We start from the raw sequence: 15,653 nt of genomic DNA, 5'->3' as shown, positions 1-15,653 counted from the left end.
GTTAACTCGTTTGAATGTTGAGAGTCCTACGAATGAAATATTTACTGTTGTGCCTGGCATGCGTGCTTGGATTAGCTCAAACTGCTTCGGCGGACTTGATATTCACCGTTGTACCTAATTCGATTGACACATTTGTGGCTGGTCAAACAGCACAGTTCAATGTCTTCGTTCGTTCTGATCAAGCAGGTGGCCAAGAGGTAATCACTCTTGATTTGAACGCGTTGGCTGGAGCGGGCGATGGCACTGGCGGTGTCTTTTCATCTGGAGACACATTGCTTTTGGGCGGTGTGCCATTTGATGTGGCGTCAACACCTGGGCAAGCCTTCTCGACGAACTTCTCTGCCGCTGGAGTCAATATTCCGTTTGCTGATGGCGTGGGAGCCAATTTGGGTGTGCTGCACGCGAGGCTGTTTCTCGATACGACAGGTGTAGCCCTTGGCACCTACGACCTGACGCTCGACAGTTTGGACTCCACACCATTTTGGAATGGCGTGGGCGTTCCTCCTGGTCCGATTACTACCTCAGGTGTATTCACGTCCTACACGATTGTGCCGGTACCGGAGCCAGCATCTTTGGCACTGATTGGCATGGCTGGCGCCGCTGTTGTGCATCGGGTTCGTCGTCGCATTCGCAAGCCAGCCAACTAGAGTATCAGCATCGGTTAATTGAATTGACAACGCTGTGCCCAAGGCGTTTGTACCGGACGAGAGCCAAGTTGCTGGCGGTCGAGCAACTGGAACACCGTCTGGCACTGGCTGTCGGTGATTTGAGAATCGTCACCTATAACGTCTTGGCCTTCGATGGCACTCCGAGCCCCAATGTCGGTTCGATACTGCAAGCCATCGGTACTGAGTCGGTCAGCGGTCGCACGCGTCCCGTAGATGTAGTCGCTCTCCAAGAAGTGCGCAACCAGGCCACCACGACCGCCGCGGTGGTCGCGCAGCTCAATAGCATCTACGGAGCTGGTAAGTATCGCAGCGGCAACCTCAATGGACTCTCGCTCTCGGGAAACGAAACCGTCGGTCTAGTCTACAATTCACAGACCGTGCAGTTGGTCAGCGAAGTAGGCATCGGTTCCGTGTCCTCCTCTGCCGCAGCACGACAGCCCATTCGTTATCGTTTGCGGCCCCTTGAGGTTCCCAGCGGCCATGACATCTATCTGTACAACAGTCATTACAAAGCCAGCGATACGGCCAGCGATCTGGCGCGACGTAACATCGAAGCTCAGTCGATTCGTTCCGACGCGGATGCCCTGGGCGCAGGTGCACACGTAATCTATGCGGGTGATTTTAATGTCAAGAGTAGCTTAGAAGCCTCGTTTCAAACCTTGCTGGCCAGCGGTCATGGTCAAGCGCTCGACCCGGTTGATCGTTTAGGGCAATGGAGTGGCAATTCGAGTTTCGTAGGACTCTTTAGTCAAGCGCCGCTGATGAATCCACCCTCTGGCTTCGTCGGTGGTGGCTTGGATGATCGTTTTGATTTTCAGTTGCTCAGTGGCGAATGGATCGATGGTCAGGGATACGAGTATGTCGCTGGCACCTACCGTAGCTTTGGCAACAATGGTTCCGTACCGGTCAATGGAAATATCAATTCGTCTGCCAATACGGCGCTGCCGGGTTTACCTAATCGAACGACCATTCTCAATCTGCTCACCACGACCTCCGATCATTTGCCCGTCGTGGCCGACTACCGTTTTGCATCGAACCTGGCACCCACTGCCATTACGCTCTCTTCGGCAACGGTAGCTGAAAACGCCGGCCCAACAATGGTCGTGGGCAGCCTCACAACCAGCGATCCAAATGCTGCGGACACACACAGCTACACATTGGTTAGCGGCGTCGGTAGCAGCAGTAATTCCCACTTCACTATCTCTGGATCGAGCCTGCTGACCAGTGGCAGTTTTGCATTGGACGGGACCAACACGTATACCGTTCGTGTGCGAACTGTAGATAGTGGTGGTCTGGCGCTGGAACAAGTCTTAAACATTCTGGTACTCAACGCGCCGCCCGAACTGAGCGTTGCGCAGAGCAGTGTTGCAGGCCCTGTGTTGATCAATTTGGAAAACTCAGGCTCAACAAGTGACGTTCTGTCAGATTCAATTACCCTGACGGCCAGTTCAGGCTCATTGATCCAGCAAGGTGGTGATTGGAGTTGGACGATCACACTCGATCTGGCTACGGTAGATCAGGAGGTCACCATTGTCGCCAGCGACGAAGACGGCGGTCAAACATCGCGAACGTTTCTTGTGACTGCGTGGTCGCAGCCAGGAGGGGCCACTGCCTTCTACAATCGTTCGGGTTATGACAACGCGTTTGGAGTCGATGGCGCAATCGCCACCAATAAGAGCTTGCTGGCTGCGGGTAGCACCGCTCGGACAACCACCTTTGGAAATGTCAGCAGCTATTCGCGCGGGCTCAATGGAATAATCATTGAAGTCTTGGGTTTGGCCGCCAGCGCGCTGACTGCGGATGATTTTACTTTTCGCGTAGCACCGCACTTGGTATCAGGCGCTGTTTCTCCAGTCACATGGCCTGCGGCTCCTGATCCATCGAACATCCATGTGACGGCAGGTACTTCGCTTTTGCCTGGGCGCATTCAATTGGAGTGGCCCGACAATGCAATTGAAAACACGTGGCTTCAGATCATCGTACATCCCACTGCGCGTACTGGATTAGAGTCGCCGGGCGTCTTCTACTTCGGTCATGCATTGGGGGAAGTTAATGGAGCCGCGGCGTATCGCGTTACCGGTGCGGATTTGTCGCTGATACAGAGTGCCATATCCAACGCGTTGGTTGGTGTTCATGACGTTCGCGATGTCAATAAAGATCGTCGCGTCACAGGCGCCGATCTATCGCTGGTCCAGTCGCGGATCTCCAATTCGATTGTGTTGAACAATATCACGATTCCGCCGTCGGGCTCTGCTGATGAGGGAGCCTCCAGTCCAGCGCTGCTGCCCCAGGCTGTCGATGGCTGGATGGCTGGTAATTGGCTCGAGCTGGCACTAGCAAACGCAGCTGTCGATGAGCGGCTTAAGCGTGTGTCCAGGTTCCTCACTTAGCCAGAATCTTTAGCGGTGGGCGAACTTCGGCGCTGGTAGCGGTGAAGTCCAAGCCCAGGGCAGCGGCGACGGTCGAGGCCACTTGGGCTTGTTCGTACTTGTTCTGGGTATCGATACCGCGGGCACTCAGCCCGGGACCAAAGGCGGCAATCCATATGTGTTCAGACCCTGATAGTAGTACGCTGTGATTCTTCCAGCCCTCGCGACCGTCACCGCGACCATGATCGGTGGTCACGATAAAAAGGGTTTGATCTTTATACTCGGGCAGCGACTGACAGGTGTCCCAGAGCATTTCGATGAAGCGATCATTCTGCTGCGCGGTTAAGAGGTAACGATCATAGCGGCCCATGTGTGCCCAATCATCGGTCTCACCTAGCGAAACAAACAACACACGAGGACGATTGGTTTTCAATTCTTCGATCGCGCCGCTGGTAGTCAAGACATCGTAGCGCACGCCGTCCCATTCGTGAAACAACTGTTCGCTGACCAGATTCAGAGCCGCAACCTTGGCCGGATCACCGACGGTCAGCGGTTGCCAACCGGCATTCACAGGAACGCCGCTGCGTTTGTCATTGATGATGTAAGGAAAGACATCCCACGAAGTGTAGGCAGCGACCTTGCCTTTGAAATCCTCTTTCGCGTTCAGCCATTCCAGGACAGTCACGTTTTCGTTGTACTTCTTGTCATTACTGTTAACGCGCGGGTCAGGTTTGCCAGTCAGGATTTCGTTGTAGCCAGGATAGGAGAAGTACAAACCGTTGGTGACACTGACACGCGAATCGGATTCCAAGTCACCAGCGATCCAGCCTCGATCTGATTGGCATTGTTGCCACAAGAACGGCATCAGCAGTTCGCGGCGCTCGGTCCTGGATTCTCGCCAATATTGTGCTTTGATCTCGTCGGGCTTCTTAACACCATTTTCACTAACAATTAACCTCTGGTCAGCTCCGCCAAACACCTCTTCGCTGCGCAAGCCATCAAGGGTAATCAGCACAACGTTGCGCACGGTACTGGACTGCGCTAATACGTTTTCATCAGCGGAAACGAGCACATGCATCACAATAATCAACAGGCAAAGCGCACGAATGCGAAACGCGAACATGGTGATCAAGATCTTCATAAGCACGGCGACACGTCCAATTCGGGATTAGGGCACAAACAGGAATCAAGGATTCATCGGAATTGCAGTCAGCACCTGATCCGCGTAGACTACTCGTCGGCTCATGGTAAGTCTAGGGACTGATCGTGAACTTCGGCGCCGACGATCTCTCGATCGAATGTCTAATCAAACAAAGGTCTTCTCGTGAGTTCAGATGTCGCCCGACAGCGTCACGACTACCAGAGCGCAATATGGGCAGTGGCGGCTGCCTTTGGCTGTTACTTCTGCATGTATGCCTTTCGCAAGCCGTTCACCGTAGCTGAATTCAGTGGCGACGAGAACATCTGGGGGATGAGCTTCAAGACACTGCTGGTCACTTCGCAGATCATGGGCTACACCCTTTCGAAGTTCGTAGGTGTAAAAGTCATCTCCGAGATGACAGCCAATCAACGCCCGCGTATGTTGTTGGCGTTGGTCCTGTTAGCAGAGCTTGCGCTGTTGTTGTTCGCGATTGTGCCGCGACCATGGAATGCCTTCTGCCTGTTCTTAAACGGCTTGCCGCTAGGGATGATATTCGGACTGGTGCTGGGGCAATTGGAAGGTCGCCGGCTAACCGAAGCATTGACTGCTGGCCTGTGCACGAGCTTTATACTTGCCGATGGCTTCTGCAAGACGGTTGGTAAATGGCTGCTAGACCTCAACGTCCCAGAGCACTGGATGCCGATGGCGACCGGGGCAATTTTTTTGGGTCCGTTGGGTGTGTTTGTCTATATGCTGGCCATGGTCAAACCGCCCGATGATTACGATCGGCAGCACCGCAACGAGCGCGTGGCCCTTAATCGCGCGGGCCGCTGGCTGTTGTTCAGACAATACGCCTGGGGGTTGTTGCCGATCATCGCCATGTATTTGATCGTGACGATTGTGCGCAGTATTCGCGCCGACTTTGCGCCCGAGCTATGGCGCGGAATGAATGTCGCCGCGCCGCCAACAATTTATACAACTTCGGAAACGTGGGTCGCGCTAATCGTGCTCTTGATCAATGGCGCCGCTGTTCTGATTCATAACAATGCGCGGGCCTTCAGCGTCTCACTGGGAACTTGCCTGGTCGGTGGCCTCATCATGGGCCTGGCCATTATGGGCTGGAACCGCGGTTGGATTAGCGGCTTCTGGTTTATGGTGCTGATGGGTCAAGGGCTCTACTTGCCGTATGTGGCAGTGCACACCACACTCTTTGAGCGCTTGCTCGCCATGACGAGGCAACCGGGCAACATCGGCTTCTTGATGTACCTGGTCGATTCAATCGGTTATTTAGGCTACGTAGCTGTCATCGTTATGCGCAACAGTCGTAAAGATCAAGATCACGACCAGGTATTTCAACTGTTCATGATGTGGAGTTGGCTATGTGCGCTGGTGACCATCGCCTGCGCTGTGGCGACTTGGGCCTATTTCAAGTTTGTGTATCACAACAAGTTGCTGGCCAGTTCAGCCAGCGTCGAGCGTTCGCCCTTCTCTAGTGAAACGTGTCCGTAGATGCCCTGTCCTACCATACGGTTGATCAAATAGGTCAGGCCGTTGGAGAGTGAATCCAGGTAAGGATGATCAATCTGCTGGATGTCGCCGGTGAAGACCATTTTGGTACCTTCGGCGGCGCGAGTGATGATCGTTTTGATTTCGTGGGGCGTCAGGTTCTGAGCTTCGTCAACGATCAAGAACACGCGATGCAGCGATCGCCCGCGAATGTAGGGCAGGGGCGTTATCTCGACTTGATTGCTGGCGAGAAATTCTTGGCCGCTCTGACTGGACGGTTGACCTACTTTGTCACCGGCGCGCTGTGGATTGATCACAGCCAGGTTGTCGTACAGCGGTTGCATATACGGATCGAGCTTGGCATCGATATCTCCCGGCAAGAACCCTAAGTCGCGGTTGCTCAGCGGTACGGCCGGCCGAGCCAGGAGCGTTTGCCGATACCGATTGCGACATTCCAACGCCGCGGCCAGGGCCAAGAGTGTCTTGCCCGAACCGGCCTGGCCAGTCAGCGTGACCAGTTTCAAGTTGTCATCCATCAACGCTCGCAGCGCAAAAGATTGTTCAGCATTGCGAGGTTGAATACCGCTAGCGCTTACTCGATCAATCCGCACGTACATCTTTTCTTTAGCGTTGTACGTGGCCAACACCGAGCGCGATCCGCTGCGCATGATGAAGTTTTCGTTGGCGATTGGCTGGTTGATCTGAGGCAGGGTGGCCGCAGGGACGTGTCCACCATTGTTGGAAAACGGTGCCAATTGTTCAGCGTCGATATCTTCAATCAATCGCTTGCCGGTATACAACTTGTCAAAGCTCTCGACCTTGTCGGTGTTGTAGTCTTGCGCGGTCAGGCCAAAGGATTTGGCCTTCATGCGCAGGTTGGTATCTTTGGTCACCAATACCACCGGCCGCGGCGCGGCCTCGTGTTTTACGTTGAGAGCCACGTTGAGGATGCGGTGATCAGGACTGTCATCCAGAAACGCCTTGGCCAGGTCCGGATGGCGCTCGCCGCCCAGCATCACACGAATGGAACCACGACCAGCGCCCAGTGAGACCCCTTCGGCCAGGAAGGCATCGCCGGTCAATTCGTCGACGATGCGCAGAAAAGCGCGAGCTTGAAAGTTGACGTCCTCGTTGCCCTTCTTGAACTGATCGAGTTCTTCTAAGACGACAATGGGAATAACGACATCATGCTCCTTAAAGTTTCGCACGCAGTTGGCGTCGTGCAAGATAACGTTGGTGTCGATCACGAATACCTTGCGAAGCGCAGATCCTGCTGCAGTCATCAATGGTCCTTCAAAGCAATGTGGAAAGGAGCCGCAATCACTCCCTGACTTCACCCAATATCTTCATCGAAAATTTCGCATTTCGACATCCGGCTGTCAAACTTCCGGATTCCAATATCTGGTGTAATGTATATCCCAGCCCGGCACCAGCCCCGCAAGGAGTTTCAGATGTTTCCAATATCCGAGTTTCGAGATCAAATTCGCCGCGACGGTGGCCTCAGCCGACGTTCGTTTGTCTCTTATGCGGCGGCACTGGCGGCGATTCCCTGGCTGGGCCGCGCGGCTTGCGCAGTGGAAAATAACCCCGGCTATACCGCTAACCCCTTTGCTCTGGGGGTCGCCTCGGGCGATCCTGATTCAACCAGCGTCGTACTGTGGACACGCATTGCCCCAGAACCTTTGGTGCCTGGTGGTGGTATGGATCGTCGGGTGGTTAACGTCCAATGGGAACTGGCCGAGGACGAGGCTTTCAACAAGCTCGTCGCACAAGGTACCGAAATAGCCACACCGAGTTTGGGGCACTCGGTTCACGCCGAAGTTGTGGGGCTCAAGCCAGGTGCCTGGTACTGGTATCGCTTTCGTTCGGGTGATGCCATCAGCCCTGTCGGTCGCACTCGGACCATGCCGGAATTAACCTCCACGCCTGAACAATTGCGATTCGCGGTGACTTCATGCCAAAACTTTGAACAAGGTTTGTACACCGCCTACGAGCAAATGGCGCGCGATCACGTGGACCTGGTCTTCCATCTGGGCGACTACATTTATGAATACGAAGCAGGTCGCAATGGCAAAGTGCGAACACATATCGGGGCCGAGATCAATTCGCTGGATGAGTATCGCATTCGCCATTCGCAGTATCGCTCGGACTCATTGCTGTCCGGCATGCACGCGCAGTGCCCTTGGATCGTGACCTGGGATGATCACGAGTTTGACAACAACTGCGCCTCGGCGACTTCGGAACAGAAAGAGGTGGACCCAGTCAATTTCTTGATCCGTCGCGCCAATGCCTACCAGGCATATTACGAGATGATGCCACTGCGTCGCAGTTGTTTGCCACACGGCCCCGACATGCAGCTTTACCGTCAAGCCAGCTTCGGACAGCTGGCAAATTTCATGGTGCTCGATACTCGACAGTATCGCACCGATCAACCCAACGACGACAAAAAGTCACCGCTCAACGATGCGGCCCTCGCGAATTCCGGCAGCATGCTCGGCGCGACCCAACGCGGCTGGCTCTGTCAGAGCTTGATTCAAACACAAGCTCATTGGAATGTGCTGGCTCAGCAGGTGATGATGGGCATGGTCGGTTTTGCGCTCGAAGGGGACGAACTGAAGTACTCGATGGACCAGTGGCCCGGCTATGCTTACGAACGTATGCAGCTGATGAAGTTTATGGCCGAGCGTCGTGTTCCTAATCCGGTGGTACTCACCGGAGACATTCATTCCAATTGGGCCAATGAACTGCGGGTGGATGATCGACGCAGCGACGAACCGGTCGTGGCCTCCGAGTTTGTGGCGACGTCCCTCTCCAGTGGTGGCGATGGCATGGATCAACCCAAGGGGCATGACCGCGTGCTGGCGGCCAACGCAGGTGTCAAGTTCATGAATGCCCAGCGCGGTTACATCTTGTGTGACGTGACGCCCAAGACTTGGCGCTCGGATTACATCATCGTCGACAAAGTCACCGAACCCGGTGGCAAGTGTACCTCGCGGGCTGCGTTCGTGGTTGAAAACGGTGACCCGCACATCAAGCCAGCGTAACGCGGTCGGTTTTTCGTAGCCACCGCTGCCAAGCGGTGGATGTGGGAAGGGAGTCCACCGTCTGGTGACGGTGGCTACGCGGTGAGTATCTTACCAGCGTGATCGCAACTCGCTCTTCAATGCAGCGCGTTCGCGCTCGATCTCTTTACTGGTTCGAACTCCCGAGCGTCGAAATAGTTCTAACGGCGGACACCAACCCTGCACCGCGTGTTGTAGTAAGAAAACTGCCACTGCAGTTGGTAATAACAAGAACCGTTTGTCAACCATGGTGCCAAGAGCTATACCCAGCAAAGACACGGTTGCCGCGTTGGCTTCCAGGGTGCGCTCGATATCCCACTCATCATCCAGTGCCTGCAATCGATTTTCGATCGCCGAGCGGCCCTGCCGCGTATAGTGACGGATATTTTCGTCAGTCTGCCGGCGGATCTCCTCGTTAGCGGCTTGGGTGGTATGCAGTGGCACACGTTCGACAGTCGATGGTAACATGTTTGAACTCCTGTTATTGCGATCCGTGTCAGGTTTGTCTGGATTCCATGAATCGTCAGGCAAATACGGTACCGCAAACGCAGGGCCAATTACTTTATATGTAAACTATTGCAAAAGGTTCTACACGATGGATCAGCGACTGGTGGAGCAGTTAGAGCATCGCATTGAAGAAGCACTTGTTGAAATCATGGACGACATGAATGCTCGCCGCCTGCCGCTGGTGCCATCGCCTCATACTCTGCATCTGATGGCCAAAGCGGCGGTGACGGTTTACGAAGCGGCAGTCGAAAGAGGTTCGGACAAGCGGCAATAGCGCTCGCCAGTGGCCAGCAGGTCTACTTCACTCGTTTATACACGCCGTGCATGAACATCTTCCACGAGCCGTCAGGGTTGAGAGTCTGGGAACTGAGTGTGTGCTGGTCGGCGTCGATTATTTCGATGATATCCTGATATTTGGCCATGCCTTCGCCAGTGAAACTGGGCCCTTCGCAATCGAGCGTCAGCACTTTGCGATTAGCGTCTAGCGAACCGTTGTAGGGCCACAGGTGGTTCATGCAGGAAGAAACGAAACTGCCCACAAATCGCCCCAGTTCCGGGTTAAAACCCAGCGTGATGATCGACGTAGCCATATCTCCATCGGGCATTTCCGCAGATAGCTCACCGAGGATCCACAGTTCACCCAGCTTGCGCGTAACTTGTTTTCCAGTCGATTTCACAGCCGGTTGATCAGGCCCCATGTCGCATTCATGAGAGATTTCCCAGTGGCCGACCAGTTGATGTAGCCATTGATGCTCGGCTGTTGGATTTGGTATTTGCATTTGTCTCTCGCATTAGGGGATATCGATTTGATTTTACAGGCGATGGTTGCCCAGATTGAATCCTAAGCGACCAGTGCTCTCCAATAATAATCGATCGAGGTTACGCATATTCGACAACCTTTTTTGTAGGGGAAGCCGTCAAGGATTTCTTTCCGGCAAGAACGCACCGCAGTTTTGCTCTTTCTATTTAAACGCAGAGTTCGCAGAGTCCGCAGAGAAAACGTGGCGGTTGAAGATGGCGATCACGCCTCGGGTTACCACGAATCTTTGACGGTCGCTAGCCGACCGTTCTTCTCTGCGACTCTCTGCGTCTCTGCGTTTTTTACCGGAACGCTCTAACCGTTCGGAATCCAAGGGCCCACTGTCGAGATAGTTCTGATGAACTCGTCGCAGATCGGCACAGTTTTGGCTAAGGGAAAGCGCGATACATTTTTCCCCCACCCCATAGAGAGTCACCCAAGCATGTTTGTACGACCGTTTATTTTGGGACTGTCGATGATCGCCCTGGCGACCCTGCCAGTGTTCGCACAAAATCAGCCGACCCAAAACCAAAATCAGCAGAATCAGAATCAGCCAAATCAAACTCAGCCAAATCAAACTCAGATCGAGACCACCACAGCCAATGCTGGGGAGATTCACCAGACGGCCAGCGGCAAGACTCCGTCGTTGACCACGCAACAAGGAGTACCGATTGCCGACGATCAAAACTCACTGAAAGTTGGCGAGCACGGTGCGGCGTTGCTGGAAGACTTCATTCTGCGCGAGAAGCTGTTTCACTTTGATCACGAACGCATTCCAGAGCGGGTGGTGCATGCTCGTGGATTTGGGGTGCACGGATACTTCGAGAACTATAAACCGCTGAGCCAGCTGACCAAGGCTGATCTGTTTCAAAGGGCTGGCGAGAAGACGCCCGTATTCGTGCGATTCTCGACAGTGGCCGGAAGCAAGGGTTCACCCGATGTGGCACGTGATGTCCGCGGTTTTGCCGTCAAGTTCTATACGCAAGAAGGCAATTGGGACATCGTTGGCAATAACATTCCTGTCTTCTTCATTCAAGATGCGATCAAATTTCCCGATCTAATTCACGCTGCCAAACCAGAGCCCGATCGCGGCTTCCCCCAGGCTCAAACAGCGCATACTAACTTCTGGGACTTTATCTCGCTGACTCCCGAGAGCATGAACATGGTTATGTGGATCATGTCCGATCGCACGATTCCACGTTCATTCCGATTCATGGAGGGTTTTGGTGTTCATACGTTTCGCATGGTCAATGCCGAAGGCAAAGCCACCTTCGTCAAGTTCCATTGGAAACCTAAGCAGGGCCTGCAATCGGTCGTGTGGAATGAAGCCGTGAAAATCAACGGTGCTGATCCCGATTACCATCGGCGAGATTTATGGTCAGCTATCGAGATGAAAAGCTATCCCGAATGGGAGTTGGGCTTGCAAGTATTCGACGAGAAGTTCGCCGAGGAATTTGACTTTGATGTGCTCGACGCGACCAAGATCATTCCTGAAGAGTTGGTGCCTGTACAACCAGTTGGTCGATTGGTGCTCAATAAACTGGTCGATAACTTCTTTGCCGAAACCGAACAAGTTGCGTTCTGCACTCAGAACATTGTGCCGGGTATCGACTTTACGGATGATCCACTACTACAGGGCCGCAATTTCTCCTACTTGGATACCCAACTGAAGCGTCTAGGCAGCCCTAACTTCACACAGCTGCCGATCAATGCGCCACGCTGCCCAGTGCATAACTTTACGCAAGATGGTCATATGGCTATGGTCAATCCCAAGGGACGCGTGAACTACGAGCCGAATTCCTACGGCGTCGGCCCACGCGAAGCACCACAGAAGGGATTTAAGTCTTTCCCAGCCAGCCTGGAAGGTAAGAAGGTTCGCGCTCGATCAGAGAAGTTTGCTGATCATTATTCGCAAGCTCGACAGTTCTACGTCAGTCAAACCGAAGTCGAACAGAAGCACATCGCGGACGCGCTTATCTTTGAACTCAGCAAAGTCGACAAGGTTGACGTCCGAGTACGCATGGTCTCGCACCTACTGAACATCGATGAGCAGCTGGCCAAAACTGTGGCCGATGGTCTGCGTATTGGCGAGATGCCTGAGCCGATCAAGGCCGCTCGTGAAGTAAAGCGCGACTTGAAACCATCGCCAGCCCTGAGCATTGTCAAAAATGGTCCGAAGAGTTTTGCGGGGCGCATGGTCGGCGTTTTAGTAACCGACGGCGTCGACGCGGCCCAACTGACCAGCCTGGCCGAGGCGCTGAAAGCCGAGGGAGCAACGTTCAAGTTGATCGCGCCACAGGTGGGTGGAATCAAGACCAGCGAAGGCAAGTTCTACGCAGCCGATGAAAAAATCGACGGTGGTCCTTCAGTGCTGTTTGATGCAGTAGCGATCATGCCTTCCAAGGAAGGCGTAGGGCAATTGGCCAAGATGCCAGCGGTGCGAGATTTTATCGCTGACGCCTTGGCTCATCAGAAGTTTATTGCCTACTCCAAAGTAGCCGAATCCCTGCTCATGCAGGCTGAAGATCACCAAGACCAATTGGTGGTCTTAGACGGAGAGAATGCGGCGAAGGATTTTGTCAAGCGCTGCCGCCAGGTGAGAGCCTGGTAGAGGTGTGTTGGTTGAACGATTGTCGACGCGCCAGCACTTCTTCGGCGCGTCGATACTACTTCGAAAATCATTGCCGAGAGGTGAACATCATGAAGCATGAATCCAAGACAACGCATGACCATAAAGTGATTCGCAAATGGGTGGAAGAGCGCCGCGGTAAGCCTGCCACCGTTGAGCAGACTCAGCATAAGGGAGAAGATGTTGGCTTGTTGCGCATCGATTTCCCAGGCGGCGCTGGCGATCCCCCGCTAACGCATATTACTTGGGAACAGTTCTTCGAAAAGTTTGACGAGGCAAAATTGGCTTTTCTTTATCAGGAACAGAAAGCGGACGGCGAAACGAGTACGTTTTGCAAGTTCGTGAGTCGCCCCTAAGCCGAGGGCGTAGCCGATCTCGCCAGAGATTGGATGAAGTGGCGTTGATGCATCCACAGTCTGGAGACTTCGGCTACAGCTAACGCCGTTGGTTTAGGTGGACCAGGGGTCTTTTCGACGGCGTTTGATGTGGTCAACGGCTGTGGCAAGCGTGAATCGTTCGTTGGTCAGGTCAGCGTCGAGATCTTCCCAGCGGATGGGCATGGCTACTCCACCACCGGCGCGTGCCCGCGGTGAGTAACTGGCTACAGCGGTAGCGCCGCGACCGTTGCGCAAGTAGTCGATAAAGACCTTGCCGCGTCGCGCGGCCTTGGTGATCGTCGAAACGTAGCTTTTGGGCTTTTGCTTGGCGAGTGTTTGCGCTAGCAGCTTGGCAAACTGTTTTAATTCATCCCAGTTCAAGCTGCCGGGTTTAATGGGGGCAACGACATGTAGACCCTTGCCGCCGCTGGTCCTGACAAACGATTTCAATTTCGCCTCGGCCAATAATTCTCGAACATCATGAGCAGCTTCAATTACTAACGACCATTTCGCACCAGGTCCCGGATCTAAATCAAAGATGAACCTATCTGGCTGTTCAATATCCTTGACCAACGCGGGCCAGGGATGAAACTCCAGGGTGTTCAACTGTGCCAGAGCAATCAGGCCTTCGAGATTCTTGACTACCACGTACTGCGTGGTCGCTTTGTCTTCCTGGATGTGAATACGCTCGAGCCCTGAGGGCAGAGCTTCATCAAAGTTCTTCTGGTAGAAACACTTGCCAGCGGCACCTGCGGGGCAACGCAGCAGTGTTAACGGGCGATTGACGATGCCCGGTAGCAGCCACTCGCTCACTTCAATTAAGTAGTTTACGACATCGCCTTTGGTCAGCTGCAATTCCTTGTAGACGACACGATCTGCATGCGAAATGACTGTTGCCCCGCTTGAGCGCGACGCGGCGCGCTTTTTCGAAGTGGACTTCTTGGCACTCGAGCGCGTTCGTTGTGTTTTTGGCATGGTAGGCGTGGCCTTGGGCTCTTCAAGTGTTACCTCGTCGGCCGACTTGTCCTCTCGCAAGCCATGAAATACGGCATGTCTCAAGATCCCATCTTGGGTACGGGTGGCGTAGCTGATTTCGGCGACCAGCACTGGCCGGAGCCAAGTGACGCCGCGCAGTTGAGCGCCCGTGGGCCGACGAGTATAGGGACACTCTTCAGTTTTGAGAGTCGTAAAGCGACGCGCTAGTTCGCCGAGCGACGATTGTGTAAAGCCAGTACCGACGCGTCCGCAATATACAAGGTCATCTCCCGCATAGTAGCCCAGCAGCAGTGCGCCGAATCCCGTGCGATTCCCTGCAGGTTTGGTAACTCCGGCGATAACGAACTCTTGCAGACGAGCGCATTTGATCTTCAACCACGCTTTGGAACGCTTGGATTCGTAGAAGCTGTCCTTTAGCTTTGAAATGATGCCTTCCAGTTTTAGTTCACACGCACCTTCGATGACCTGCTTGCCTGAACCAAGGATATGATCGTGGAAGCGCACGTGAGCGGCCGATTTGCGTTTGGTCAGCGGCTGGAGGAGCTCTGCCAGCAGCGACTTGCGTTCAATCAAAGGAGTGCGAGTTAGATCTCGACCATTCAAATATGGCATGTCGAACACGTGGTAGATCAACCCGCTATCGTCATCCTGCGAAAGGGCATTTTGAAGTTTTTGAAAGTTGGATTGACCCTGATCGTCTTCAGCGATGACCTCTCCGTCGAGCCAGCATTCACTTAGCTCCAGCTTAGTCAACGCCGCCACGATGCTCGGAAAGCGCTGGGACCAATCCAGTCCGCTGCGCGTAAAGAGTTGGACATCATCGCCAGCAACTCGCGCGAGTATGCGATACCCATCTAGCTTGATTTCGTGCAACCAGGCTTGTCCGCTGGGCACCTCTTTGACCAGGGTCGCTAGTTGGGGCCGAAATTCACTGGGAAGAGTAATCCGAGATTTAGTAGGCTTGCCCGCTGCTAGTGAGGGCGTGCGCTTGCGCAAGCTCGATTTGTTTTTGACTGGCTGGTTGATGATTTTTTCACCATCTGCGATCTGAGAAAGGTCGCGACCAGTCAAGACGCTCAGAGGCTTGGATTCGAGGATGTTCAGGCGGTGTTGGGCGGTCGCGTCGTCCTTTTTGATCAGCAACCAATTCTCGTCGCCACGACCGTGCATGCGCACGAGCGTCCAGGCACCCTTTAGCTTCTCGCCATCCAATTGAAAAGAGAGTTTGCCACGTTTCAGCGCTGCCGACACATTGGGTTCATCCGTGCTCCACTGGCCGCGATCCCAGACCATAACGGTGCCACCACCATATTGTCCCTTGGGGATCGTACCTTCGAAAGTTGCATAATCCAACGGGTGATCTTCAACTTGGACCGCCAATGATTTGACTGTCGGGTCGAGACTTGGGCCGTTGGGTACTGCCCAACTCTTGAGGACCCCTTCATGTTCCAGCCTGAAGTCATAATGCAGTCGCGTAGCCGCATGCTTCTGAATGACGAACTGACCCTGGCCCGTCGACTTGGTGGATGCGTCTTGACTACCCCGCGGTTCAGGCGTTTTCGTGAATGAACGTTTGCGATTGTATTCCCGCAGCGACAT

General features: G+C 54.0%; 12 protein-coding genes. 7 read left to right on the top strand and 5 right to left on the bottom strand.

Annotated features, from left to right (window positions below; genetic code table 11):
• Window positions 1-32 precede the first annotated feature (32 nt).
• Window positions 33-647 (top strand): PEP-CTERM sorting domain-containing protein, encoded by a 615-nt coding sequence (locus tag SH573x_RS26025; protein WP_479350975.1) that lies wholly within the window; start codon window positions 33-35, stop codon window positions 645-647.
• Between the two features lie 68 nt (window positions 648-715).
• Window positions 716-3,058: an endonuclease/exonuclease/phosphatase family protein gene (locus SH573x_RS26020; protein ID WP_479350974.1), complete on the top strand. Its 2,343-nt coding sequence runs from the start codon at window positions 716-718 to the stop codon at window positions 3,056-3,058.
• Here SH573x_RS26020 and SH573x_RS26015 read toward each other — a convergent pair.
• Window positions 3,051-4,178: a hypothetical protein gene (locus SH573x_RS26015; RefSeq protein WP_479356809.1), complete on the bottom strand. Its 1,128-nt coding sequence runs from the start codon at window positions 4,176-4,178 to the stop codon at window positions 3,051-3,053. The two genes, SH573x_RS26020 and SH573x_RS26015, sit on opposite strands and share 8 nt — an antisense overlap.
• Window positions 4,179-4,361: 183 nt before the next feature.
• On the opposite strand from SH573x_RS26015, the gene SH573x_RS26010 reads away from it, so the two are divergent.
• Window positions 4,362-5,687, top strand: a complete 1,326-nt coding sequence (locus tag SH573x_RS26010; RefSeq protein ID WP_479350973.1) for a DUF5690 family protein — start codon at window positions 4,362-4,364, stop codon at window positions 5,685-5,687.
• Here the strand turns inward: SH573x_RS26010 and SH573x_RS26005 are convergent.
• Entirely contained in the window at window positions 5,618-6,967 is a 1,350-nt protein-coding gene (locus tag SH573x_RS26005) for a PhoH family protein (protein WP_479350972.1), read from the bottom strand. The genes SH573x_RS26010 and SH573x_RS26005 overlap by 70 nt on opposite strands.
• Before the next feature lie 168 nt (window positions 6,968-7,135).
• Between SH573x_RS26005 and SH573x_RS26000 the strand changes: the two genes are divergently transcribed.
• Window positions 7,136-8,728 carry an alkaline phosphatase D family protein gene (locus tag SH573x_RS26000; protein WP_479350971.1) on the top strand — a complete coding sequence of 531 codons (1,593 nt, stop codon included), beginning with the start codon at window positions 7,136-7,138 and terminating at the stop codon, window positions 8,726-8,728.
• Between the two features lie 90 nt (window positions 8,729-8,818).
• Here the strand turns inward: SH573x_RS26000 and SH573x_RS25995 are convergent, their stop codons facing one another.
• Complete coding sequence (locus SH573x_RS25995; protein WP_479350970.1) at window positions 8,819-9,214, bottom strand: hypothetical protein; 396 nt, start codon at window positions 9,212-9,214, stop codon at window positions 8,819-8,821.
• Between SH573x_RS25995 and SH573x_RS25990 the strand changes: the two genes are divergently transcribed.
• A complete protein-coding gene (locus SH573x_RS25990; RefSeq protein ID WP_479350969.1) occupies window positions 9,213-9,527 on the top strand; it encodes a hypothetical protein in 315 nt (104 codons plus the stop codon). The genes SH573x_RS25995 and SH573x_RS25990 overlap by 2 nt on opposite strands.
• 22 nt (window positions 9,528-9,549) lie before the next feature.
• Here SH573x_RS25990 and SH573x_RS25985 read toward each other — a convergent pair whose 3' ends face one another.
• Window positions 9,550-10,032, bottom strand: a complete 483-nt coding sequence (locus tag SH573x_RS25985; RefSeq protein WP_479350968.1) for a DUF1579 domain-containing protein — start codon at window positions 10,030-10,032, stop codon at window positions 9,550-9,552.
• Window positions 10,033-10,494: 462 nt separating this feature from the next.
• Between SH573x_RS25985 and SH573x_RS25980 the strand changes: the two genes are divergently transcribed.
• Window positions 10,495-12,663, top strand: coding sequence for a catalase (locus tag SH573x_RS25980; protein WP_479350967.1), 2,169 nt, complete (start codon window positions 10,495-10,497; stop codon window positions 12,661-12,663).
• Window positions 12,664-12,752: 89 nt separating this feature from the next.
• Entirely contained in the window at window positions 12,753-13,037 is a 285-nt protein-coding gene (locus tag SH573x_RS25975; RefSeq protein WP_479350966.1) for a hypothetical protein, read from the top strand.
• A 93-nt stretch (window positions 13,038-13,130) separates the two neighbouring features.
• Here SH573x_RS25975 and ligD read toward each other — a convergent pair whose 3' ends face one another.
• Complete coding sequence (gene ligD / locus SH573x_RS25970) at window positions 13,131-15,653, bottom strand: DNA ligase D (protein ID WP_479350965.1); 2,523 nt, start codon at window positions 15,651-15,653, stop codon at window positions 13,131-13,133.

It is taken from the genome of Rania fehmarnensis (assembly GCF_056494185.1).
This window is presented reverse-complemented; position numbering and strand designations above follow the sequence as displayed.

Bases quoted from the DNA above. Each gene is read 5' to 3' on its own strand.
- SH573x_RS26025 (WP_479350975.1), top strand. From the start codon at position 33: ATGAAATATTTACTGTTGTGCCTGGCATGCGTGCTTGGATTAGCTCAA.
- SH573x_RS26015 (WP_479356809.1), bottom strand. From the start codon at position 4,178: ATGAAGATCTTGATCACCATGTTCGCGTTTCGCATTCGTGCGCTTTGC.
- SH573x_RS26005 (WP_479350972.1), bottom strand. From the start codon at position 6,967: ATGACTGCAGCAGGATCTGCGCTTCGCAAGGTATTCGTGATCGACACC.
- SH573x_RS26000 (WP_479350971.1), top strand. From the start codon at position 7,136: ATGTTTCCAATATCCGAGTTTCGAGATCAAATTCGCCGCGACGGTGGC.
- SH573x_RS25990 (WP_479350969.1), top strand. From the start codon at position 9,213: ATGTTTGAACTCCTGTTATTGCGATCCGTGTCAGGTTTGTCTGGATTC.
- SH573x_RS25995 (WP_479350970.1), bottom strand. From the start codon at position 9,214: ATGTTACCATCGACTGTCGAACGTGTGCCACTGCATACCACCCAAGCC.
- SH573x_RS25985 (WP_479350968.1), bottom strand. From the start codon at position 10,032: ATGCAAATACCAAATCCAACAGCCGAGCATCAATGGCTACATCAACTG.
- SH573x_RS25980 (WP_479350967.1), top strand. From the start codon at position 10,495: ATGTTTGTACGACCGTTTATTTTGGGACTGTCGATGATCGCCCTGGCG.
- SH573x_RS25975 (WP_479350966.1), top strand. From the start codon at position 12,753: ATGAAGCATGAATCCAAGACAACGCATGACCATAAAGTGATTCGCAAA.
- ligD (WP_479350965.1), bottom strand. From the start codon at position 15,653: ATGTCGCTGCGGGAATACAATCGCAAACGTTCATTCACGAAAACGCCT.